Origin of the sequence: Chromobacterium sp. ATCC 53434 (genome assembly GCF_002848345.1) — a bacterium.
GTDB lineage: Bacteria > Pseudomonadota > Gammaproteobacteria > Burkholderiales > Chromobacteriaceae > Chromobacterium.
This window is the reverse complement of record NZ_CP025429.1, coordinates 1,626,214-1,651,220: the sequence shown is the minus strand read 5'-3', so window position 1 is coordinate 1,651,220 and position 25,007 is coordinate 1,626,214. Positions and strand designations below refer to the sequence as shown.

Annotated in this window: 8 protein-coding genes; 6 read left to right on the top strand and 2 right to left on the bottom strand. The window is 70.6% G+C overall.

The features are described 5' to 3' along the window. Positions 1–56: 56 nt before the first annotated feature. Both CXB49_RS07685 and CXB49_RS07680 read right to left on the bottom strand, forming a co-directional pair. A complete protein-coding gene (locus tag CXB49_RS07685; RefSeq protein ID WP_101707844.1) occupies positions 57–1,004 on the bottom strand; it encodes a dihydrodipicolinate synthase family protein in 948 nt (315 codons plus the stop codon). Positions 1,005–1,063: 59 nt separating this feature from the next. Then, positions 1,064–1,990 (bottom strand): 4-hydroxyproline epimerase, encoded by a 927-nt coding sequence (locus tag CXB49_RS07680; protein ID WP_101707843.1) that lies wholly within the window; start codon positions 1,988–1,990, stop codon positions 1,064–1,066. A gap of 410 nt (positions 1,991–2,400) precedes the next feature. Here CXB49_RS07680 and CXB49_RS07675 point away from each other — a divergent pair, with 410 nt between their 5' ends. The 6 genes from CXB49_RS07675 to CXB49_RS07650 all read left to right on the top strand — a co-directional run bounded on the left by CXB49_RS07675 (position 2,401) and on the right by CXB49_RS07650 (position 24,974). Then, on the top strand, positions 2,401–3,198 hold the full coding sequence (locus CXB49_RS07675) for an AraC family transcriptional regulator (protein WP_101707842.1): 798 nt from the start codon (positions 2,401–2,403) through the stop codon (positions 3,196–3,198). Positions 3,199–3,474: 276 nt separating this feature from the next. After that, entirely contained in the window at positions 3,475–3,699 is a 225-nt protein-coding gene (locus tag CXB49_RS07670; RefSeq protein ID WP_101707841.1) for an MbtH family protein, read from the top strand. Positions 3,700–3,885: 186 nt separating this feature from the next. Continuing rightward, positions 3,886–13,434 carry a non-ribosomal peptide synthetase gene (locus tag CXB49_RS07665; RefSeq protein WP_101707840.1) on the top strand — a complete coding sequence of 3,183 codons (9,549 nt, stop codon included), beginning with the start codon at positions 3,886–3,888 and terminating at the stop codon, positions 13,432–13,434. 47 nt (positions 13,435–13,481) lie between these two features. After that, positions 13,482–20,180: a non-ribosomal peptide synthetase gene (locus CXB49_RS07660; RefSeq protein ID WP_101707839.1), complete on the top strand. Its 6,699-nt coding sequence runs from the start codon at positions 13,482–13,484 to the stop codon at positions 20,178–20,180. Beyond that, complete coding sequence (locus CXB49_RS07655) at positions 20,177–21,781, top strand: MBL fold metallo-hydrolase (protein WP_158300668.1); 1,605 nt, start codon at positions 20,177–20,179, stop codon at positions 21,779–21,781. Before CXB49_RS07660 ends, CXB49_RS07655 begins: the two co-directional genes overlap by 4 nt. Before the next feature lie 130 nt (positions 21,782–21,911). Further along, the gene (locus CXB49_RS07650) at positions 21,912–24,974 is read left to right on the top strand and encodes a condensation domain-containing protein (protein WP_101707837.1); all 3,063 of its coding nucleotides are present in this window, start codon (positions 21,912–21,914) and stop codon (positions 24,972–24,974) included. The last annotated feature ends 33 nt before the right edge of the window (positions 24,975–25,007 follow it).

Below are 25,007 nucleotides of genomic sequence, written 5' to 3'. Positions count from 1 at the left end.
TTCCTGCGTGAATAAGGGACCGGCCGCGCCGCCAAGGGCGCGGCGGGGATGGGGTATCAGGCGACGTTTTGCTCGGCCGACCAGTGGCGGTACCACTCGCGGAACAGCGCGTACTGGGTTTCGGCATAGCGGCGCTGGGCGGCGCTCAGCGCGTCGGTCTCGTTGAAATGCAGCGCGTATTCCTTGTCGCCGTTCAGCACCATCAGGTGCTTGTAATACAGCACCAGGTCGCAGCCCTCGTCGAAGGAGGACAGCACGGCCAGCGCCGACTCCAGTTCGTGCGCGCGGCGGCGGGCGACGGCGTCCCCCCTGGCCGCGGCCTGGCTCAAGGCCACCAGGTGCAGCACTTCGCGCGGCAGCGCGTTGCCGATGCCGGTGATGGCGCCGGTGGCGTTGCAATTGACGAAGCCGTGCACCACCTGGGTGTCCACCCCCACCATCAGCGTGACTTCGCCGTCCTGCGAGGTGATGTGCTCGGCGGCGTAGCGCATGTCGGCGGCGCCGCCGAACTCCTTGAAACCGATCAGATTGGGATGGGCGCGGCGCAGCTCGAAGAACAGGTCGGCGCGGGTGGCGAAGCCGTAGTAAGGGCTGTTGTAGATCACGGCCGGCAGCTTGGACGCGGCGGCCAGGATGGCCGAGAAATGCGCTTTTTGCGCGGCCGGCGACGCGCCGCGCGACAGCACGCGCGGGATCACCATCAAGCCATGCGCCCCCACGCTGGCGGCGTGGGCGGCGTGGGAAACCGCCTCGCGGGTGTTGACGGCGCCAGTGCCCACGATGGTCGGCACGCCGGCGGCCACCAGCCGCGCCACGCCCTCCTGGCGCTGGGCCTCGCTCAGCAGCGGCCAGTCGCCCATCGAGCCGCAGTACACCACCGCGCTCATGCCCAGGGATACCAGTTCGCGGCCCTTGGCCGCCAGCGCGTCGAAATCCGGCTGGCGATCGGCGGTGCACGGGGTCATCAGGGCCGGGATGCAGCCGGTGAAAATGTTGTCGCTCATTGTCTTGCTCCTTGCGGCATTCATTCAGGTGGTAGAGGCGGATTGGGACGCGCGGGGATTCAGATGCCCCACGCGAACGGGTCTTCTTCGTCGATCAGCAATGTGGCGCGCGCCGTGATGTGGGCGCGGCCGGTGATGTAGGGGCGGATGCAGTCGCCTTCGCGCTGGTAATAGCCGATGAAGCGGCTGCCGGTGATGCCGGCCTGCACCCACTCGTCGCCTTCGGCCAGCTTGCCGTCGGCCGCCAGGCAGGCCAGCTTGGCGCTGGTGCCGGTGCCGCAGGGGGAACGGTCGTAGGCCTTGCCCGGGCACATGACGAAGTTGCGGCTGTCGGCGTCTTCGTCGTCGGCGAACAGCTCGACATGATCGATGCCCGCGCCGTCGGCGCCGGTGACGCCCTGCGCTTCCAGCGCCTGCAACACGGCCCAGGAAAACGCGCTCAGCGCCTCGACATTGTCCAGCCGCACGCTCAGGCCGTGCTCGGCCACCAGAAAGAACCAGTTGCCGCCCCAGGCGATGTCGCCGGTCACCGTTCCATGGCCGGCCACCTCCACCGCCGCCTGCCGGCGGTAGCGGTAGGCCGGCACATTGCGCAGCGTCACCGAGCCGTCTTCATGCAGGACGGCGCCGACCGGCCCCACCGGGGTGTCGATCTTGTGCGTGCCGGGCGCGATGCGTCCCAGGTAATGCAAGGAGGCGATCAGGCCTATGGTGCCGTGGCCGCACATGCCCAGATAACCGGTGTTGTTGAAGAAGATCACCCCGCAGGCGGCGTCGGGCGAAACCGGCTCGCAATACAGCGCGCCCACCAGCACATCGCTGCCGCGCGGCTCCAGCAGGCAGGCGCGGCGCCACCCGTCGTGCCGCTCGCGCAACGCGTCGCGTTTGTCGGCCATGGTGGACCCCGCCAACGCGGGGAATCCGCTCAGCACCAGCCGGGTGGGCTCGCCCCCGGTGTGCGAGTCGATGATCTCGATCTGCTTCATTCGCTTGTCCATTCCCCCACCCCATCCAGTCCGGCCGTCCGCGCCGTCGTCTCTCAGGCCGTTGATTCCATTGAACCTCCGCGCCGCATCGGTATTCGATTCCACCCCGCTAGCATGGCTGCGTTGTCGCCGCCGATCTTGATGGTTATCATCAATTGCGATGACGAAATCGGCATAGTTTGCGTTTAGACCCGCTAACAAAACCCCTGATCCTGCGTTGCGCCTCCTTGTCGTACTCTCTGTACTGCCTGCGTCGGCGCGCCTTGGCTCAAGGACTCTGCGAGGTTTTGTTAGCGGCTCTTAAAGGGGCTTGGCCGCGGGCCGCGGGCTGGATGGAGCAAAAGAACATTCGGAATGACGACGCGGCAATGGACGTCGCGGCGCCTGGCGCATCTGGAAAGGCGGGAAAGATGACGAGCTTGACCGTGGAAAACCTCGCCCGCTGGCGGGACGAGATCCGCCCGGCGACGATAGACGCGCTGCTGGCGGGCATCGCCCCGTTATTGCCGGTGCTGAACCTGATCCCCAATGCGGCCATCTTCATCAAGGACAGGCAGGCGCGCTATCTCTGCGCCAATCGGACGCTGGTGCAACGCTGCGGACAGAAGGAGCTGCGGCCGCTGCTGGGCAAGACCAGCGCGGAGGTATTCCCGGCCCAGCTGGGGCCGGCGTATACGGCGCAGGATCTGAAGGTGCTGCAAGACGGCCTGGTGCTGGAAAGCCAGCTGGAACTGCATCTGTTCAAGAACCGGGAGCCGGGCTGGTGCCTGACCTACAAATGGCCGTTGCGCGACCGGCAAGACGAGATCATCGGCCTGATAGGCATCTCGCTGGACCTGCAATCGGCCAGCAAGACCCACCCGGCCTACAAACGCCTGGTGGCGGTGGACGAGTTCATCCGCCGCAACTTCAGCCAGCCGGTCACCATGGCGGAGCTCACCGGCATCGCCGGCATGTCCGCCGCCCAGCTGGAGCGCTACTGCAAAAAGGTGTTCCACCTGTCGCCGCGGCAAATGATACACAAGGCCAGGCTTGAGCACGCGCACCGGCTGCTGCATCAGGACATGGCCATCACCGAAGTGGCCCTGCGCTGCGGCTATGCCGACCACAGCGCCTTCAGCCGGCAGTTCAAGGCCTTGACGGGCCTGACGCCGCGCCAGTACCGCCAACAGCTGGGCGACATCGGCCTGGCCTCGGGAGCCGAATAGCCGGGCGCGGCGGCATTGAAACCGATAATGGCGACGAATCCGGAGCAAGACGCCTCATCGCTTGCGACAGTTGCCAAGAGCCTGTTCACAATCATTTCTCCCGCATCGGCCATTTTCTGCCACCAGATGGCGCGCCGGTGCCAAAAACTAAGCAAATCGCTCGTAATAAAACCACACTCGCCTGATGACATTTATATTTTGAGTTGTTATGCTATTCATATAAACATTGGACAATTACCAGGCAAACATCATTAGTAAGTTATAAGGAGACGTACCATGGCGAATCCGTTCGACAACAAGGAAGGCGTTTTTTTCTCCCTGATCAACGATGAGGGCCAGTACTCGCTCTGGCCCGAATTCGCGCCGATTCCGGACGGTTGGCAAACGAGTTTCGGCCCCGCCGACCGCCAGACCTGTCTCGACCACATCGAGCAAAACTGGATGGACATGCGCCCCGCCAGCCTGGTCCGCGCTCAGGACGAGCTGCTCTCCACAGGCTGATTTCCGCCCCGATCCAGGGGGCTAAGCCGGGGCGCGCCCGCTTTCCAGGCAAAGCATGGCGCTTCCTCTTCCCATTCCACGGCGGGCCCCGCTCCGCCAGACCCAGCCATATCGCAGAATCGCCGATCGGCCGCGCGCTCGCGGCAGGTCGCGGCATCACGCCCAGCACCGCATTCGAGGTTCGACATGAACGACAACGCCGTCTTTCCCTCCCAGCATCCGCACACCGACGCCGCGCCAGCCGCAACCTTCGCCGCCCTGTTCGCGCGAAGCGCAGCGGACCATCCCGACGCCATCGCCCTGCAACACGGCCCGCGAACGCTCAGCTACCGCGAACTGGACAGCCAGGCCAACCGTCTGGCCCATTATCTGCGCGAACTGGGCATAGACCGCGAAACGCCGGTGGCGCTGTGCCTGGACCGCTCGCCCGAGCAGATCATCGCCACGCTGGCGATTTTCAAGGCCGGCGGCGCCTATCTGCCGCTGGACCCCGACTATCCGCGGGAAAGACTGGCTTACATCCTCAACGACGCCATGCCGGCCGCCCTGCTGACGCGCGCCGCGCTGACCGACCAGCTGCCGGTCCACTGGGCGCGGGTGGTGGAGCTGGATACCGAAGAGGCGGCATGGCAGGGGCAACCGGAACACGCGCCCGAGCTTCACGACTCGCCGGACCAGCTGGCCTATGTGATCTACACCTCCGGCTCCACCGGCCAGCCTAAGGGCGTGGCGGTCAGCCACCGCGGCATAGCCGGGCTGGCTCATGCCCAGAGCCGGCGCTTCGGCATCGGCCCCGGCGATCGCGTGCTGCAGTTCGCGTCGTCAAGTTTCGACGCGGCTTTTTCCGAAACCGCCATGGCGCTGCTCTCCGGCGCCTGCCTGGTCACCGCGCCCGCGGCGGAGTTGACGCCGGGCGCGGCGCTGGCCGACCTGCTGGTCCGCCAGAAGATCAGCCATCTGACGCTGCCGCCCAGCGCGCTGGCCATCATGCCGGATGGCGGCATTCCCCGGGACTGCGGCCTGATCGTCGCCGGCGAGGCCTGTCCGCCATCGCAGATACGGCGCTGGTCGGCCGGCCGGACCATGCTGAACGCCTACGGCCCCACCGAGACCACCGTCTGCGCGACGATGAGCGGACAGATGCGGGACGACGAACCGTTCGATATCGGCGCGCCTATCGCCGACGCCCGGGCTTATGTGCTGGACGACTGCCTGCGGCCGCTGCCGCCGGGCGTCGAGGGAGAACTGTATCTGGCCGGCGACGGGCTGGCCCGCGGTTATCTGGGCCGGCCGGCGCTCAGCGCCGAGCGCTTCGTCGCCAACCCCTTCGGCCCCGCCGGCAGCCGCCTGTATCGCAGCGGCGACCTGGCGCGGCTGCGCGAGGACGGCGCGCTGGACTACCTGGGCCGAACCGATGAACAGCTGAAGCTGCGCGGCTACCGCATCGAGCCCGGCGAGATCGAACACCTGCTGACGCAGCAACCGGGCGTGGCCCAGGCCGTGGTCCGCCTGCGCGAGGACTTGCCCGGCATCAAGCAGCTGATCGCCTACATCGTCCCCCGCGCCGGCCAGCAGGCCGACGGCGCCGTCCTGCGCGCGGCGCTGGCGGAGCAGCTGCCCGACTATATGGTGCCGGCCGCGGTGGTCGCGCTGGAGCGCCTGCCGCTGACGCCGAACGGCAAGGTGGACAAGCAGGCGCTGCCGGCGCCGGACTTTGTCGACGCCGATGCCGGGGAGGCGCGCGACTGGCTGGAAAAAACGCTGGCCAAGCTGTACGCGGAAGTGCTGGGGCTGCCCCGGGTGGGGCTGGGCCAGGGCTTCTTCGACTTGGGCGGCGACAGCATCAGCGCCATCCTGCTGGTCAGCCGCGCCCGCGCCCATGGCTTGCAATTCAGCCCTCAGGACGTTTTCGACCATCCCAGCATCGAGCGCCTGGCGCCACGGGTCCGGCCGATAGCGCCCGACGCGGCGGCAAACGAGCTGCCGCCGCCGAGCGACGCCGACCTCGAACGCATCCGCGCCAGCCATCCGGATGTCGCCGCGGTGCTGCCGCTGTCGCCGCTGCAGCAGGGCCTGCTGTTCCACCTGCTGTACGACGGCGGCCAAAGCGACGTCTACCTGATACAGATGGGCTTCGAACTGGACGGCCCGCTGGACGCCGGCAGGCTGCGCGCCGCCGCCGAGGCCTTGCTGCGGCGCCACGACCATCTGCGCGCGGCGTTCGCCGCGGACGGACTGGAGCGGGCGGCCCAAATCGTGCTGGCCTCGGTGACGCTGCCGTGGCGCGAGCTCGATCTGTCGGCGGATGACGCCGATGAGCAGCGGCGCATGCTGGAGCGGCTGCGGCAGGACGACTACGCCGCCGGCGTCGATCCGGCGCGCGCGCCGCTGCTGCGCTTCGCCCTGGTCAAGCTGGACGCGCAGCGCCACCAACTGCTGTGGAGCTTCCACCACCTGCTGTTCGACGGCTGGTCGGTGCCGGTGTTGCTGCGCGAACTATTCGCGCTGTACCGCGGCGACGAGCTGCCGCCGGCCATCCCTTACCGCGACTACCTGGCCTGGCTGCATGTCCGCGACCGGGACGCGGCGAGGCGGCAATGGGCGAACCATCTGGCGGGCCTGGAACAGGCGACGCGGCTGGCGCCGGACGCGCAGAACAGCCGGCAGCTGCCGCGCAACCACAATGTGGCGGCCGACCCCGAGGTCTACGCGATGCTGGCGCGACTGGCCCGCGGCCAGGGCGTCACGCTCAACACCGTGCTGCAGGCCGCCTGGGCCATCCTGCTGGCCCGCCTCACCGCCACCGACGACGTCGTCTTCGGCGTCACCGTCTCCGGACGGCCGCCCGAGCTCGCCGGCGTAGAACGGATGGTCGGCCTGCTGATCAACACCGTGCCGCTGCGGCTGCGCCTGCTGCCCGGCGAAACCATCGCCGCGCTGCTGCAGCGGCTGCAGGCCCAACAGGCCGCGCTGATCGAGCATCAGCACCTCAGCCTGGCCGAGATCCAGCAGACGGCCGGCCTCGGGGACTTGTTCGACACCTTGCTGGTGTTCGAGAACTATCCCATCGCCGACGACGACCACCGCGTCGACGAGGCGCTGTCCATCGATTATCTGGGCGGCCAGGGCGTGGACACCTCGCACTACCCGCTGAACCTGTGCGCCATACCCGGCCCCGAGCTCGAACTGCGCTTCGGCTACCGCCCCGACGTCTTCTCCGCCGACGCCGTCGGCGACATCGCCGACCAGCTGCTCGAACTGCTGCGCCTGATCGCCGAAGAACCGGAGCGGCCGCTCGCCCGCATCGATCCGGCCACCCCGGCCCAGCGTCTGGCGCTGGACGGCTGGAACCGCACCGACGCCCCGCTGCCCGCCGCCACGCTGACCCGGCTGCTGGAACAACAGGCCGAACGCACCCCCGACGCCGAGGCGCTGCGCTTCGACGACGACGCCCTCAGCTACCGCCAGCTGCACGGCCGCGCCAACCGGCTCGCCCGCCGCCTCAAGGCCGACGGCGTCGGCCCCGAGACCCTGGTCGCCGTCGCGCTGCCCCGCTCCATCGACCTGGTCGTCTCCCTGCTCGCCGTGCTGAAGGCCGGCGCCGCCTATCTGCCGCTCGATCTCGACTATCCGGCCGAGCGCATCGCCTTCATGCTGGACGACGCCCGGCCGGCCGCGCTGATTTCCCGCGCCGATCTGCTGGACCGGCTGCCCGCCGCAAGCGCGCTGTGCCTGGACCGGCTGGACGACGAACTGGCCGCGCTGGACGACGCGCCGCTGGCCGTCCCCTGCGACGACCGGCACCCGGCCTACGTCATCTACACCTCCGGCTCCACCGGCCGCCCCAAGGGCGCCGTCAACAGCCATCGCGCCATCGTCAACCGCCTGCTGTGGATGCAGCGCGCCTACCCGCTGGCCGCCGACGACGTCGTGCTGCAGAAGACGCCGTCCAGCTTCGACGTCTCGGTCTGGGAATTCTTCTGGCCGCTGCTGGCCGGCGCCTCGCTGCTGCTGGCCCGCCCCGACGGCCATCGCGACCCCGCCTACCTGGCCAAGCTGATCCGCCACCGCGGCGTCACCACCCTGCACTTCGTCCCGTCGATGCTGGACGCCTTCCTGCAGGAGCCCGCCAGCGCCGGCTGCCAGAGCCTGCGCCGCGTGCTGTGCAGCGGCGAGGCGCTGTCCGCGCCGCTGCTGGCCCGCGCCGCCCAGACGCTGCCATGCCCGCTGCACAATCTGTACGGCCCCACCGAGGCCGCCGTCGACGTCACTGCCTGGACCTGCGATCCCGCCGCCGACACCCGCACGGTGCCGATCGGCCAGCCGATCTGGAACACCCAGCTCTACGTGCTCGACTCCATGCTGCGCCCGCTTCCGCCCGGCATTCCCGGCGAGCTCTATCTCGGCGGCGTCGGCCTGGCCCGCGGCTATCTGCGCCGCCCCGGGCTGACCGCCGAGCGCTTCGTCGCCAACCCCTTCGGCCCCGCCGGCCAGCGGCTGTACCGCACCGGCGACCGCGTCGTCCGCCGCGACGACGGCGCGCTCGAATACCTCGGCCGTCTCGACCATCAGGTCAAGCTGCGCGGCCTGCGCATCGAGCTCGGCGAAATCGAGGCCGCGTTGCTGGCGCAGCCCGGCGTCGCCCAGGCCGTGGTCCTGATCCGCGAGGACGCGCCCGGCCAACGCCGGCTGGTCGCCTACGCCGTGCCCGCCGCCGGCGCCGAGGCCGATGTCGCCCGCTGGCGCGACGCCTTGGCCGGCCGCTTGCCGGACTATATGGTCCCGGCCGCCTGGGTGGCGCTGGACACGCTGCCGCTGACACCGAACGGCAAGCTGGACCGCCGCGCGCTGCCGGCGCCGGAGCGCGAGCTGGCCGAGCACCGCGAGCCGGTCACCGAGAAGGAGAAGCTGCTGGCCGAAGCCTTCGCCCAGACGCTGGGCCTGGAGCGCGTCGGGCTCGACGACAGCTTCTTCGGCCTTGGCGGCGACAGCATCAGCTCGATCCAGCTGGTGAGCCTGGCGCGCAAAAGCGGCTTGAGCCTGACCCCGCGTCAGGTGTTCGAGCACCCCAGCGTCCGCGACCTCGCCCGGATCGCGTCCGACGCGTCACCCCTTGCCATCGAAACGCGCGCCGACGCGCCACTGCTGCCGCTGGAGCCGGCCGAAGTCCAGCGCCTGGCCCGCCGCCATCCCGGCCTGACCGAGCTGCTGCCGCTGACGCCGTTGCAACACGGCCTGCTGTTCCACGCGCTGTACGACGACTCCGCCGCCAATCCCTACGTGGTGCAGCTGCGCGTCGAACTGGACGGCGCGCTGGACGGCGGCGCGCTGCGCCGCGCGAGCGAGCGCCTGCTGCGCCGGCACCCGCACCTGCTGGCCTCCTTCATTCACGACGACACCGTGCAACCGATGCAGGCGCTGGTCTCCGACAGCGCCGCGCGATGGCGGGAAGCCGATTTGTCGGCGCTGGACGGCGAGACCGCGCGCGCGCGGCTGGAAGCGGCGCAGGCGGCCGAGCACGGCGAAAGCATGCCGCCGGCGCAAGGGCCGCTGCAGCGCTTCACGCTGATCCGGCTCGCCCCGGACCGCCACCTGTTGCTATGGACCTTCCATCATCTGCTGCTCGACGGCTGGTCGATTCCCATCCTGCTTGAAGAGCTGTTCGCGCTCTACCACCGGGACGATGCCGCCGAGCTGCCGCCGGCGCCGGCCTACCGCAACTACCTGGCCTGGCTCGCCGGCCGGGACCAGGCCGCCGCCCGCCAGGCTTGGGGCGAATACTTGCGCGGCGTCGACGAGCCCACCCTCATCGCGCCCGGCCTCCCCGCCGCGGACCGGCTGCCGGATACCCGCTCGGTCCTGCTGACGACCGAGCTCACCGGCGCGCTGACCGCCCAGGCGCGGCGACATGGGCTGACCGTCAACACGCTGGCCCAGGGCGCGTGGGGCCTGCTGCTGGCCCGCCTGACCGGCCGCGACGACCTGGTCTTCGGCATCACCGTATCGGGACGGACCGCGCCGCTGGAAAACATCGCGCGGCTGCCCGGCCTGCTGATCAATACCGTGCCGCTGCGCCTGAAGCTGGAGCCGTCGGCCACGCTGGCCGATTGCCTGCAAGCCCTGCAGTCGCGCCAGGCCGCTATGATGGAGCACCAGCATCTCGGACTCGGCGAAATCCAACAGCTGGCGGACGTCGAGGAACTGTTCGACACGCTGATGGTGTTCGAAAACTATCCGCAGCTCGACACGCTGCGCCAGAGCCGCGCCAGCGACGGCCTGACCGTGCGCCCCGTCGACGGACTGGGCGGCGACGTGTCGCATTACCCGCTTGGCCTGTGCGTGGTGCCCGGGGAAAGGCTGGAGCTTCGCCTGGGCTGCCGCGCCGACGTCTTCCCGCCGGCCGAGGCCCAGCGCATCCTCGCCAGCCTGTCGCGGCTGTTCCAGGCGATGGCCGGCGATCTGGACCAACCGCTGGCCCGCCTGCAATGGCTGGACGCCGACGAGCGCCGCCTGCTGGACGACTGGAACGCCACGGCCCGCCCGACCCCGCCGGCGACGCTGCCCGAACTGTTCCGCCGCCAGGCCGGGCTGACGCCGGACGCCATCGCGGTCCGCGCGGCAAACGCCGAACTGAGCTACCGCCAGCTGGAGCGGCAATCGAACGCGCTGGCGCACCGGCTGCGGGCGGCCGGCGTCGACGTGGAAACGCCGGTGGCGCTGTGGCTGCAACGCGGCCCGCTGCTGCCGGTGGCGATGCTGGGCGTGCTCAAGGCCGGCGGCTGCTACATCCCGCTGCACACCGCCCAGCCGGAAGAGCGGCGTGCCTGGACGCTGGCCCAGTCGCGCGCGGCGCTGCTGCTGGCCGACGAGGCGCCGGCGCCGGGCATGCTGCCGCCGGGCTTGCCGGTGATGCGGATAGACGGCGCGGCTGAAAGCGCCGAACACCCGCCCCGCCTGGCCTTGTCTCCGGACGCGCTGGCCTATGTGATGTACACCTCCGGCTCCACCGGCACGCCGAAGGGCATAGGCGTCAGCCACGCCAACGTCAGGGATCTGGCGCTGGACCGCCGCTGGGAAGGCGCGTCCCAAAGCAAGGTGCTGGCGCACTCCCCGCACGCCTTCGACGCCTCCACCTACGAATTGTGGGCGCCCCTGCTGCACGGCGGCCAGGCGACGATGGCGCCGCCGGGCGACAACGACATCGATACGCTGGCGGGCGTTCTGCAGCGTGAAAGCGTCACGGCGGCCTTCCTGACCACCGCCCTGTTCAATCTGCTGGCCGAGGAGCGCCCGGAATGCTTCGCCAGCCTGCGCACGCTGTGGACCGGCGGCGAGGCCGCCTCGCCGCGCGCCTTCGAGCGCGTGCTGGAACGCCATCCGCAATTGGAGCTGGTCCACGTCTACGGCCCCACCGAGACGACGACCTTCGCCACCTGCCATCCGCTGCCGCGCGGGCTGGCGCTCGACCCCGTCGTGCCGATAGGCGCGCCGATGGACAATACCCGCGCCTATGTGCTCGACTCGGCGCTGCGGCCCGTTCCCGCCGGCGTGCCCGGCGAGCTTTATCTGGCAGGCAGCGGCCTGGCGCGCGGCTATCTGGACCAGCCGGCGCTGACCGCCGAGCGCTTCGTCGCCAACCCCTTCGGTCCGGCCGGCAGCCGGCTGTACCGCAGCGGCGACCGGGCGCGCTGGCGCGCCGACGGCCAGCTGGAGTTTCTCGGCCGCGCCGATCACCAGATCAAGCTGCGCGGTTTCCGCATCGAGCTCGGAGAAATCGAGGCCAGGCTGCGCGAGCACCCGGCCGTGTCCCAGGCGCGGGCGGTGCTGCACCAGCCGGACGGCGCGCCGCGCCAGCTGGTCGCCTATATCGCGCTCCACCCCGGTACCGACGCCGCCCCGTCCGCGCTAAAGCAGGCGCTGGCGGCACAGCTGCCGGACTATATGGTGCCGGCCGCCATCGTCGCGCTGGACGCGCTGCCGCTGACGCCGAACGGCAAGCTCGACCACCGCGCGCTGCCGGCGCCCGACTTCCAGGCCGGCAATCGGCGGCCGCCCCGGACCGACGCCGAACGCGTGCTGGCCGGCCTGTACGCCGAGCTGCTGGGCCAGGACGCCGTCGGCCTGGACGACGGTTTCTTCGATCTCGGCGGCGACAGCATCGCCTCCATCCTGCTGGTCAGCCGCGCGCGGCGGCAAGGCCTGCTGCTCAGTCCCCGCGACGTCTTCCTCCATCCCAAGGTGGAGGCGCTGGCCGCCGTCGCGCGGCCGGTCGCCGCCACCGTCGCGACCGACGCGGCCGAAGGCGCGTTGCCGGCGACGCCCATCATCCGCTGGTGGCTGGAGCGCGGCGGACCGCGGAACGGCTTCTACCAGTCTATGCTGCTGCAGACTCCGACCGGGCTGGAGCAAGAGCATTTGCTGCAAGCGCTGCAAGCGCTGCTGGACAGACACGACGCGCTGCGGATGCGGCTGGACGCGGACGGCGGCCTGACCGTGCCGCCCGTCGGCTCGACGCCGGCGCAGGACTGCCTGCGCCGCGTCGCGGGCCCGGCCATCGCGCCGGCCGACATCGCCGAGGCGGCGCGGCAGCTCGACCCCGCCGCCGGCGCCATGCTGCGGGCGCTGTGGCTGGACGCCGGCCCGGACGCGCCGGGCAGGCTGTGGCTGGGCATCCATCACCTGGCGGTGGACGGCGTCTCCTGGCGCATCCTGCTGCCCGACCTGGCCTCCGCCTGGCGCGACGCCGTCGCCGCCCGGCCCATCCGGCTAGACCCGGTCGCGACCTCGTTCCGCCGCTGGTCGCTGCTGCTGAGCGACGACGCCGTCGGCGCCGCCCGCGCCGCCGAATGGCCGATGTGGGCCGACATCCAGAGCCGCCCCGACCCGCTGCTGTCTCCCGTCTCGCTGGACCCGGCGCTGGACAAGGCCGGCAGCGGCCGGCGCCTTAGCGTCACGCTGCCGGCCGCCGTCACCGCCGAGCTGCTGACCCGCGTGCCGGCGCTGTTCCACGCCGGCATCAACGACGTGCTGCTGACCGGCTTCGCGCTGGCGGTGGCGCGCTGGCGGGAACGCCAGGGCCTGGACGGCGGCTCGGCGGTGCGCCTGGAGCTGGAAGGCCACGGCCGCGAGGAACTCGGCGAGCACTGCGATCTGTCCCGGACCGTCGGCTGGTTCACCAGCCTGTTCCCGGTCTGCCTCGACCCCGGCGCGCCGGCCGCGGCCGCGCTGGACGACGACGCGGTCCTCGGCGAGGCGCTGAAACGGATCAAGGAACAGCTGCGCGCGCTGCCGGACCGGGGCCTGGGGTACGGCCTGCTGCGCTACCTGAATCCGGAAACCGCCTCCCGGCTTGGCGACGCGTCGCCGGCGCAGCTCGGCTTCAACTACCTGGGACGCTTCTCCACGCCGGCGCGCGGCGACTGGATGCCGGCCCCGGAGGCCGCCGGGCTGGACGGCGACAGCGACGCCTCCGTGCCGCTGTCCCACGCCATCGCGCTGAACGCCGCCACCCACGACGGGCCGGCCGGACCGGAACTGGTCGCCACCTGGCTATGGGCCGGCCGCCTGTTCGACCAGCAGGAAATCGAGCGGCTGGCGGAGGATTGGTTCGACGCGCTGCGCGCGCTGGTCAGGCTGGGACACGCGCCGGACGTCGGCGGCACCACGCCGTCCGACCATCCGCTGGCCGGCGGGCTGTCGCAGGCGGAAATCGATCTGATCGAGGCCGACTTCTAACTCTTTCCGACGGCCGCCGACGGCGGCCGTCCATAGCGAGACTCATCATGTCGAAAATCGCCGAAATCCTGCCGCTGTCGCCGCTGCAGCAGGGCTTGCTATTCCACGCGCTGTACGACGAGCGCGAAGTGGACGCCTACCATGTCCGCAACCGCTTCGAGCTGCGCGGCGTCCTGGACGCCGGCCGGCTCAAGCGCGCGGCCGAAGCGTTGCTGCGGCGCCATCCCAATCTGCGGGCCGCCTTCGTGTACAAGGGCTTGGCGCAACCGCGCCAGGTGGTGCCGCGCGAGTTCGAGCTGGACTGGCGCGAGGAGGACCTGTCCGGCCAGCCGGACGCCGCGCTGGACGCGCTGCTGGCAGCCGACCTGCGCCGCCGCTTCGACCCGACCAGGCCGCCGCTGCTGCGCTTCATCCTGGTCAGGCTGGACGAGCGTCGCCACCAACTGCTGTGGAGCTTCCACCACCTGCTGTTCGACGGCTGGTCGATGCCCATCCTGATGGACGAATTGTTCGCGCTGTACCGCGGCGACGCGCTGCCGCCCGCCGCGCCGTACCGCGACTACCTGGCCTGGCTGCAACAACAGGACAAGACCGCGGCCGCCGGCGCCTGGGCCGCCAGCCTGGACGCGCTGGACGAGCCGACCAAGCTGGGTGCCTCCGGCGCCGGAGAACGCCAGCGGACGCTGTCGCTGCGAACCGCGACCGCCCCGCTGCAAGCGCTGGCCCGCGGCCAGGGCGTCACGCTCAATACCGTGCTGCAGGCCGCCTGGACCATCCTGCTGGCCCGCCTCACCGCCGCCGACGACGTCGTCTTCGGCGTCACCGTCTCCGGGCGTCCGCCCGAACTCGCCGGCGTCGAACGGATGGTCGGCCTGCTGATCAACACCGTGCCGCTGCGGCTGCGGCTGCAGGCCGACGAAACCGTCTCTTCGCTGCTGCGGCGGCTGCAGGCCCAGCAAGCCGCGCTGATCGAACACCAGCACCTCAGCCTCGCCGAGATCCAGCAGGCGGCCGGCAGACAGGAGCTGTTCGACACCCTGCTGGTTTTCGAAAGCTACCCGGCGCTGCCCGGCGCGGCCGACGGCAAGGTGGCCGACGGTCTGGCGCTGATTCCGCTGGGCGGCGACGGCGCCGACACCTCGCACTACCCGCTGAGCCTGTGCGTCCTCCCCGGCCCCGAGCTCGAGCTGCGCTTCGGCTACCGCCCCGACGTCTTCTCCGCCGACGCCGTCGGCGACATCGCCGACCAGCTGCTCGAACTGCTGCGCCTGATCGCCGAAGAACCGGAGCGGCCGCTCGCCGGCATCGACCCGACCACCCCGGCCCAGCGCCTGGCGCTGGACGGCTGGAACCGCACCGACGCCCTGCTGCCCGCCGCCACGCTGACCCGGCTGCTGGAACAACAGGCCGAACGCACCCCCGACGCCGAGGCGCTGCGCTTCGACGACGACGCCGTCAGCTACCGCCAGCTGCACGGCCGCGCCAACCGGCTCGCCCGCCGCCTCAAGGCCGACGGCGTCGGCCCCGAGACCCTGGTCGCCGTCGCGCTGCCCCGCTCCATCGACCTGGTCGTCTCCCTGCTCGCCGTGCTGAAGGCCGGCGCCGCCTATCTGCCGCTCGATCTCGACTATCCGGCCGAGCGCATCGCCTTCATGCTGGACGATGCCCGGCCGGCCGCGCTGATTTCCCGCGCCGATCTGCTGGGCCGGCTGCCCGCGGCAGGCGCGCTGTGCCTGGACCGGCTGGACGACGAACTGGCCGCGCTGCCCGACGCGCCGCTGGCCATAGACTTCGACGACCAGCACCCGGCCTACGTCATCTACACCTCCGGCTCCACCGGCCGCCCCAAGGGCGCCGTCAACAGCCACCGCGCCATCGTCAACCGCCTGCTGTGGATGCAGCACGCCTACCCGCTGGCCGCCGACGACGTCGTGCTGCAGAAGACGCCGTCCAGCTTCGACGTCTCGGTCTGGGAATTCTTCTGGCCGCTGCTGACCGGCGCCTCGCTGCTGCTGGCCCGCCCCGACGGCCATCGCGACCCGGCCTACCTGGCCGGCCTGATCCGCCGCCGCGGCGTCACCACCCTGCATTTCGTCCCGTCTATGCTGGACGCCTTCCTGCTGGAGCCCGCCAGCGCCAGCTGCCGGAGCCTGCGCCGCGTGCTGTGCAGCGGCGAGGCGCTGCCCGCCCCGCTGCTGGCCCGCGCCGCCCAGACGCTGCCGTGCCCGCTGCACAATCTGTACGGCCCCACCGAGGCCGCCGTCGACGTCACCGCCTGGACCTGCGATCCCGCCGCCGACACCCGCACGGTGCCGATCGGCCAGCCGATCTGGAACACCCAGCTCTACGTGCTCGATTCCATGCTGCGCCCGCTGCCGCCCGGCATTCCCGGCGAGCTCTATCTCGGCGGCGTCGGCCTGGCCCGCGGCTATCTGCGCCGCCCGGGGCTGACCGCCGAGCGCTTCGTCGCCAACCCATTCGGCCCCGCCGGCCAGCGGCTGTACCGCACCGGCGACCGCGTCGTCCGCCGCGACGACGGCGCGCTCGAATACCTCGGCCGCCTCGACCACCAGGTCAAGCTGCGCGGCCTGCGCATCGAGCTCGGCGAAATCGAGGCCGCGTTGCTGGCGCAGCCCGGCGTCGCCCAGGCCGTGGTCCTGATCCGCGAAGACGCGCCCGGCCAGCGCCGGCTGGTCGCCTACGCCGTGCCCGCCGCCGGCGCCGAGGCCGACGTCGCCCGCTGGCGCGACGCCTTGGCCAGCCGCCTGCCGGACTATATGGTCCCGGCCGCCTGGGTGGCGCTGGACGCGCTGCCGCTGACGCCGAACGGCAAGCTGGACCGCCGCGCGCTGCCGGCGCCGGAACGCGAGCTGGCCGAACACCGCGAACCGGTCACCGAGAAGGAGAAGCTGCTGGCCGACGCCTTCGCCCAGACGCTGGGCCTGGAGCGCGTCGGGCTCGACGACAGTTTCTTCAACCTCGGCGGCGATTCGCTGCTGGCCTTGCGGCTGAAAGGCCTGGCGCTGAAAGCCGGCATATCGTTCGAGCTGGCCAGCCTGTTCGAACACCACACCGTGGGCCTGCTGGCCGCCCACGCCGAACAGGCCGGCGCCAGCGCCGCTTCCCACGAGCCGTTCGCGCTGCTGGACGCCGCCGACCGCGAGCGGCTGCCGCCGGGTCTGGCGGACGCCTACCCGCTCAGCCAGCTGCAGCAGGGCATGCTGTTCCACAGCGCCTTCCGCGACGGCACCACGCTGTACCACAACATCGTCGGGCTGTCGGTGACCCTGCCCTACGACGCGGCCGCGCTGCGCCGCGCGCTGGACGCGCTCTGCCGGCGGCACGAGTTGCTGCGCACCCGCTTCGCGCTGGACGGCTATCTCGAGCCGTTGCAACTGGTGTTGCCGGAGGCCTCCATCCCGCTGACGGACGGCGATCTCGGCGGCCTGTCGCCGGCCGAGCAACACGCCACGCTGGCCGGCTTCATCGCCGCCTGGTCCAAGCAAGCCTTCGACCCCGGCGAAGCGCCGCTGCTGCATGCCCACGCCCACCACCTGGGCGACCAGCGCTTCCATCTGACGCTGCGCATCCATCACGCCATCCTCGACGGCTGGAGCGACTCGGTCTTCATCGTCGAACTGGCGCAGCTGTACCGGGCCGAACTGGCCGGCCTGCCATGCAGCCTGCCGGCGCTGTCCAGCCGCTACCGCGACTACATCGCGCTGGAACGCCAGGCGATGGCGTCCCCGGCCAGCCGGGATTTCTGGCTCGAGCAACTGCGGGGCCACGAAGCCGCGCCCGCGCTGCTGGCCCGAGAGGACGAAGCGGCTGCCGGCGACGGTCCGCTGCAGATCCACGCCGACATCGCCATCGACGACCGGGTATCCGCGGCGCTGACCGCGCTGGCCCGCCGGCTGAGCGCGCCGCTGAAATCCGTTCTGCTGGCCGCGCACATGGCGGCGCTGTCCATGCTGACCGGCAGGACCGAGGCCTGCACCACGCTGGTCACCAACGGACGGCCGGAAACCGCCGACGCCGAACACATGGTGGGGCTGTTCCTGAACTCGGTGCCGCTGCGGATGGATATCCGGCGCGAATCGTGGACCGGGCTGATCAGCCGCGTGATAGACGCGGAGCGGACACTGCTGCCGCACCGGCGCTATCCGCTGGCAGCCATGCTGCGCGACGCAGGCCTGCGCGACGCCGGCGAGGCCATCTTCAACTACACGCACTTCCAGGCGCTGGAAGCGCTGGCCGAATGGCGCCAGCAGGACAGCGTGATGGACAACAACTTCGCGCTGCAGGTCAATTTCCGCCCCGACGGCGCGCGCATCGTCGGCAGCCTGACTGCCCACCGCGGCACCCACGACGCCGAGGCGCTGCGGCGCTACGCCCGCTGCTACGCCGCCGTTCTCGCGCAGCTGGCCGGCGAGCCCGACGGTCCGGTGCGCCGCCGGGACCTGCTGGACGACGACGAGCGCCGCCGCCTGCTGCTGGACGACAACGCCAGCGCCCGCGACATCGCGCCGCTGCCGCTGCACCAGCTGTTCGAGCGGCAAGTCCGCCTCGCCCCGGACGCGCCGGCGCTGGACAGCGACGGCGCCAGCCTGAGCTACGCCGAGCTAAACCGCCGGGCCAACCGGCTGGCCCGCCGGCTGATCGCCGAAGGCATGGGGCCGGACCGGCTGGTGGCGATCGCGCTGCCCAAGTCGGCGGCGCTGGTCGTTTCGCAGCTGGCCGTGCTGAAAGCCGGCGCCGCCTATCTGCCGCTGGACCTGAATTATCCGGCGGAGCGGTTGGCGCTGATGCTGGACGACGCCCGCCCCGCCCTGGTGCTCGGCAACGCCGACACCGTCGCCCGCCTGCCCCAGGGCGCCGGGCCGACGCTCGCGCTGGAAGCCGCCGACGCCGACCGCTTCCCGGACGGCGACATCGGCCAGCCGGAAAGGCTGCGGCCGCTGGCGGTGAATGATCTGGCCTACGTAATCTATACCTCCGGCTCGACCGGCCGGCCGAAAGGCGTCGCCGTCGGCCACACCGGGCTGGCCAGCCTGGCGCAAGACCTGAAGGCGCGCTGCGCGCTGGACGCGTCGGCGCGCGTGCTGCAATTCTCGTCGCCGGGCTTCGACGCCTCTGTGCTGGAAATGCTGATGGCCTTCGCCAGCGGCGCCTGCCTGGTGCCCGCCAGCGCCAGGCAGCTGGACGCCGACAGCCTGATTGACACGCTGCGCGCCGGACGCATCAGCCACGCGCTGCTGCCGCCGGCCTTGCTGGCGCTGCTGGAGCCGGCGCCGGACCTGCTGCCCGGCGCGCTGCTGGTCGGCGCCGACGCCTGCCCCGCCGACGTGGTGGCCAAATGGGCGCGCGACCGGCGGATGATCAACGCCTACGGCCCCACCGAATCCACCATCTGCGCCACCCTCAGCGACCGCCTGGTCGACGGCGCGCCGCCCATCGGCCGGCCAGTGCTGAACAGCCAGGTCTATGTGCTGGACGAGGCCTTGCAGCCGGTCCCGGCCGGCGTCGCCGGCGAGCTGTACGTGGCTGGCGCCGGCCTCGCGCGCGGCTATCTGGGCCGCCCCGCGCTCAGCGCCGAACGCTTTGTCGCCAATCCCTTCGGCGCGCCCGGCAGCCGCCTGTACCGCAGCGGCGACAAGGTGCGCCGCCTGGCCGACGGCCAGCTCGAATTCCTCGGCCGTCTCGATCACCAGATCAAGCTGCGCGGCTATCGGATCGAGCCCGGCGAGATCGAGGCCACGCTGCGCTCGCAAGCCGGCGTCGCCCAGGCCGTGGTGCTGGCCATAGACGACGGCGGCCGCAAACGCCTGGTCGCCTACGCCGTCCCGCGGGCCGGCGCCGACCTGGACGGCGCGCGGCTGCGCGCCGAGCTGGCCGCGAGCCTGCCCGACTATATGCTGCCCGCCGCGGTGATGGTGCTGCCCGCGCTGCCGCTGAACGCCCACGGCAAGCTGGACCGCAAGGCGCTGCCGGCGCCGACGTTCGCGGCCGCGCCGCGGCGCCTGCCAGCCACCCCGGTGGAGCAGGCGCTGGCCGAGTTGTTCGCCGAGACGCTGCGGCTGCCGGCCGTCGACATCGATGCCGACTTCTTCGAGCTCGGCGGCGATTCGCTGCTGGCGATGCGGCTGACCGCCCGCATCCGCGGCAAGCTGGGCGTCAAGCTGTCGATCGAAAGCCTGTTCCTCGCCCCCAGCGTCGCCGAGTTGGCGCGGCAACTGGCGCCTGAGCGCTCAGGCGAGTTAACGCCTGCGGCCGACGGCCGGCCAGGCCGCCACCGGTTCTGGCTGGCCGGCCGGCCGCAAGACGGCGCCCCGGCCGACGACATGCCCATCACGCTGCGCTACGCCGGAGACTTGAACCTGCCCGCCTTGCGGCAGGCGCTGCGCGACATCGGCCGCCGACACGCGGCCCCGCGCGCGCCGATCGCGCGGCAAGACGGCGAAGCGGCCAGCGGCTCGGAGACGCTGCCGGCCGCGCTGCGCCGGGCCGCCGCCGACGACGACGCGATCGCGCCGCTGCTGGACCAGTTGGCCCGGGCCTATGCCGTCCACGACGACGGCGAGAAGCCGGACTGGACGCCGCTGCCGCGGCAATACGCCGATTACGCCTCATGGCGGCAGCGGCAGGAAACCGACCCCGCCAGCCTGGCCGCCACCGGCCGGCACAACGACGACATGCCGGCCTCGCGCCTTCCCTCTTTACTATCCACAACATTGGAGCAAGCATGAGCACTCCCCATTCCGACGCGGCCGTCTACCTGAAAAGCGGCGTGAAACTGGAACCGCTGTTCCATCGCTGGTACGCCTGGAGCCATCTGGTGTCGCCGGTCCAGCAGGCGATCAATCTGGCCTTCCGCCAGATTCCGCTGATGCGCTCCTTCGTCGCCAATCCCGGCGTGCATATCGCCGCCTCGAAGAATCCCCAGATGCTGGGCGGCCCCTTTCTGGAACTGGCGGCAAGCGACCTGCCCGCGGTGCGCCGCCTGCTGCAGGACACGCTGCGCGACGCCGAGCCGCTGCTCCGCTTCGCCGAGGACCTGCAAAAACTCAATCGCCAATTGCAACAAACCGCCAGCGGCCACAGCCTGGACGCGGTCTACGCCGAGCTGCCGCCGACGCTGGCCGGCCTGGTCGAAGTCAGCTACGACCTCAATCACCACCCGGGCATCCGCGTGCTGGACCAACTGCTGAGCTACCCGGCCGCCGCCAACGAGGACAAGCAGTCGCTCGCCTTCGGCACCGAGCGCGACGAACAGCGCCATTTCTTCCTGAACACGCCCCGGCTGGACGGAGACGCCAGGCTGGTCCTGCCGCTGCCCTTCGCCGATCCCAATCACGAAGCGCTCGCCGCCAGCCGGATACGCGCCGTCCCTTACGCGGAGCTGAAGCAGGCGCTGAAGGTGCCGGCGGAACAGGAGGCGCGCTTCCGCGGCTTCTTCGACGCCGAGCCGCCGCGGCGCGACCAGCCGGACTACCATGGAGGCGACGTGCGCATCCGCTATTTCGGCCATGCCTGTGTCCTGCTGCAGACGGCGTCGACCTCGGTCCTGATCGACCCCTTCGTCACCTGGGACCGCGACGGCGAGACGCAGCGGCTGACCTTCGACGATCTGCCCGACCATATCGACTACGTCTTCATCACCCACAACCACCAGGACCATTTCAGCCCGGAATTGCTGCTGCAGCTGCGCGGCCGCATCGGCCGCATCCTGGTCCCGCGCCACAACAGCCGCAGCCTGGCCGATCCATCGATGAAGCTGACGCTGCGCGCGCTCGGCTTCCGCAATGTATCGGAGCTGGAGCCGATGGAAAGCGTGCGCTTCGACGACGGCGAGATCGTCAGCCTGCCGTTTTACGGCGAACACGCCGACCTGGACATCGAAAGCAAGCACGGCATGTTCCTGCGGCTGAAAAACCGCAGCTTCCTGTTCCTGGCCGACTCCGACTGCAAGGACCGCGCGCTGTACCGCCGCATCGTCGAGCGGCTGGGCAAGGCGGACACGCTGTTCATCGGCATGGAGTGCGACGGCGCGCCGCTCAGCTGGCTGTACGGCCCCTACACTGGCAGTCCGCTCAGCCGGCGCGACGACGAGTCCCGCACCTTGTCGGGCTCGGACTGCGAGCATGCCTGGAGCATCGTCGAGGAGTTCGACTGCCGGAAAATATTCATCTACGCGATGGGCCAGGAGCCGTGGATGCGCTTCGTCACCGGCCTGGAGTACTCGGCCGACAGCAAGCAGATCGTCGAGTCGAACAAACTCCTCGAGCGCTGCCGCGCCGCCGGCTTGAGCGCCGAACGACTGTACGGCTGCAGCAGCTTCACCTGCTGAGTCCGATGCGGGCGCGGCCGGCGCGCGTTGCCCGCATCGTGCCAACGCCCCGCCGGCGCAGCGACACGCGCCGGCGGGCGGAACAGAGGCTTTCCATTGCCGACTGACTGCTGATTCAAGGTATTCGCTTATGAAATTTTTACTCGATGCCGCCTATGGCTGGCCTGCGTCATTTTCCCAAGAACGGCTTTTCTACCTTGATCAGCTGGCGCCGGACACGCCCTCATGCTCGATTCCCGTCGCGCTGCAGCTGAGCGGCGCGATCGACGCCGCGGCGCTGGAGGCGGCCTTTGCCGCGGTCGTGGCCAGGCATGAGGCATTGCGCACGACGATGGCCTTCGATGGCGACGATGTCTATTGCACGACGCGGCATGCGTTGCCCGGCCCGTTTCTCGAGCTAGCGCGCCTGGATTCGGCAAACCGGGACGCCGCCAGCCTGGCCGAATTGACGCAGGAAATCCTGAGCCGTCCGTTCGGCTTGGCGGCGGGGCCGCTGTTTCGTTTCGTTCTCGTCCAGCAAGACGCGCAAGAGGCGCGCCTGCTGATGGTGTTCCACCATGCCGTTTTCGATGCCTGGTCGATGGAGATCCTGGCGGCGGACCTCGAGACGGCGTATGCGGCCGCATTGCGCGGCGGCGACGGCGAACTCGCGTCTGGCGCGTTCGACTATGCCGATTTCGCCGGCTGGCAGCGCGAGCAATGGCACGCCGCTGGCGGCCAGGCGCGGCTGAACGCGCTGGCGGCTTCGTTCGCCGGCGCGCCCGAGCAGCAGCCGCTGCCGGCGGACAGACCGCGTCCGGCAACGATGCCGATGGGCGGAGACCAGCTGGCGCTGAAGCTTCCCGCGGGGCTGGAGCGACAACTGGGCCGCTTCCTGCAGGCGGAGGGAGATTCGCTACCCGTCGTCTTCTCGTCCCTGGTCGGCCTGTTCCTGGCCGCGGGGAGCGGCCGCGACGAAATCGTCATCGGCATGCCCGCCACCGGACGGACAAGCGCCGACAGCCATGAGATCGTCGGCCCGTTCGCCAATATGCTCGCGCTGCGGCTGCCGGTCGGCGACAAGCCCGGTCTGCGGGAAATGATGCGCCGAGTCCGCGACGCGGCCTCGCGGGGATGCGAAAACCAGGACATTCCGTTTGGAAAACTCGTCGACGCGGTGGCGCCGCACCGTGCGTCGCCGGCGCACCCCTTGCTCCAAGTCGCCGCGCGGGTTGAAAAACGACCGCGCTGGCGTCTCGCCGGACTGCGGCTGGACGAACAGGCCGCGCATGCCGGAACGGCCAGGCTGGACCTGAGCTTTATCCTCGACCAACGCGACGACGGCCTATGGCTCGCGCTCGAATACGCCACCGCCTTGTTCGACGCCTCGACCGTCCGGCGGCTCTGGAGCGAGCTGGTCGATCTGGCCGAGGCATGCCTGGCGAATCCGTCCGCCCGGCTCGACGCCTTTGCGGAACAGATGGCCCGGATCGGCCGATGGCCGGACGCCGGCGCGGTGCAAGCCACGGCCCGCCAGGCGGCGTTTCAGCCCATCGCCGGCGGCGACGCCGGCCGCGACGCGCTGATCGGCATCCTTTCCGCCGCCCTCGGCGGCAAGCTGCCCGATGGCGCCGTCGGCTTCATCCGGCAGGGTGGAACGTCGCTGGCGGCCTTGCGCGTGATCGCGGCATGCCGGCAGCGGCTGTCGCTGACCATCCCCTTGCGGGAGCTGATCGAAAGCGCGACGCTGGGCGACTTCGTCGATGCGGCGTGCGCCAGGCTCGGCGACGCGGCGGTGCCGGATCGCGCGCATGTCGACGCCAGGCTTGGCCAGCTGTCAAGCAATCAGCAAAGCCTGTATTTCTTCGAAAAACTGGCCCCGAACCGCGCGCTGTACAACGTCCCGCTGCATCTGGAGATGCGCGGCGAGCTGGACCCGGCCCGCCTGGAGGCGGCGCTGGGCCGGCTGCTGAATCGCCACGAGGCCCTGCGCACGCGCTTCGTGGAAACGCCGTCGGGCCTGCGCCAGGAAGTCGGCGCGCCGCCGTCCAGCGTTCTCGAAACCGCCGACCTCGGCCAACAGGCGCCGGACAGCCGCGACGCCGGCTTCGCCATCTTGGAACAGGCATTCAGCTCGACGACGTTCGATCTTGCCGCCGGCCGGCTGTTCCGGTTTTGCCTGGTGCGTCGCGCCCCTGAGCACTGGGTCTTGCTGATGGTGTTCCATCACATGGTGTTCGACGGCCATTCCGCCCAGATATGGCTGCGCGATCTGCAAACCCTGCTGCGAGGCGACGAGTTGCCCGATGCCGGACCGGCGCTGACGGTTCGCGAGGCCGCCGCCCGGGAACGGGCGTGGCAGGACAGCCGCGATTATCAAATCGAGCTGGAGCGCTGGCACGGCCGCTTCGACGGCAAGCCGACGCCGCTCAATCTCAGGCCGGACCGGCCGCGGCCGATGCGGCGGGACTACGCCGGCGCCTTCCTGGAGTGCGCGCTGCCTCAGGCGCAGCTTGGCGAGCACATCCGGCAAGCCGCCCAGCTTGGCGCCTCGCCGTTCATGGCCGTCGCCGCCCTGCTCGCGGGCTACCTCTCGTCGCGCGGCAATCAGGCCGACGTCTGCCTGGGCTTCCCGCATGGCGGGCGCGGCGACGATGCGATCGAGGAAACGATAGGCAACTTCGTCAATCTGCTCGCGATGCCGGTGCGCGTCGAGCCATCCGACACCCCGCGCCGCCTGATCGAAAAGATACGGCAAGTCGCCCGGGCCAGTTACGCCGGATACCGGGTGCCGTTCTCCGCCATCGTCGAACGGCTTGGCATCGAGCGCGTTCCCGGCCTGCACCCGGTCTTCCAGGCGGTCGTCACCGCCGATGAGGACTTTGCCGGCTGGACGCAGGACGGTCTGGTCGTCACGCCGGCGCCGGGGTCCAGCCCTATCGCCAAGTTCGACCTGGCGTTCGGCTTCAATCTGGCGAGAAGCTGCGTTCGCATCGAATACGCGACCGATATGTTCGATCCGGCTTCGATCGAGCGAATGGGCGCCGAACTGTCGGCCTGGCTGTCCCGATTCGCGCTCGACTTCGATTCGCCGCTACGGCAGCCATCGAACGCGCCGGCCGCAGCGGAAGTGCCGCGCGCCGGCCCTAAGCTGTTGAGAAAGCCGAAGCGCGCCCAGACCGGCGATGCCGGCCTCTCGACCGACGCGACTTGATCCGGCGCGCCCGTACTCGGGGCGCGAAGCGCC

Bases quoted from the DNA above. Each gene is read 5' to 3' on its own strand.
- CXB49_RS07670 (WP_101707841.1), top strand. From the start codon at position 3,475: ATGGCGAATCCGTTCGACAACAAGGAAGGCGTTTTTTTCTCCCTGATC.
- CXB49_RS07675 (WP_101707842.1), top strand. From the start codon at position 2,401: ATGACGAGCTTGACCGTGGAAAACCTCGCCCGCTGGCGGGACGAGATC.
- CXB49_RS07680 (WP_101707843.1), bottom strand. From the start codon at position 1,990: ATGAAGCAGATCGAGATCATCGACTCGCACACCGGGGGCGAGCCCACC.
- CXB49_RS07665 (WP_101707840.1), top strand. From the start codon at position 3,886: ATGAACGACAACGCCGTCTTTCCCTCCCAGCATCCGCACACCGACGCC.
- CXB49_RS07655 (WP_158300668.1), top strand. From the start codon at position 20,177: ATGAGCACTCCCCATTCCGACGCGGCCGTCTACCTGAAAAGCGGCGTG.
- CXB49_RS07660 (WP_101707839.1), top strand. From the start codon at position 13,482: ATGTCGAAAATCGCCGAAATCCTGCCGCTGTCGCCGCTGCAGCAGGGC.
- CXB49_RS07650 (WP_101707837.1), top strand. From the start codon at position 21,912: ATGAAATTTTTACTCGATGCCGCCTATGGCTGGCCTGCGTCATTTTCC.
- CXB49_RS07685 (WP_101707844.1), bottom strand. From the start codon at position 1,004: ATGAGCGACAACATTTTCACCGGCTGCATCCCGGCCCTGATGACCCCG.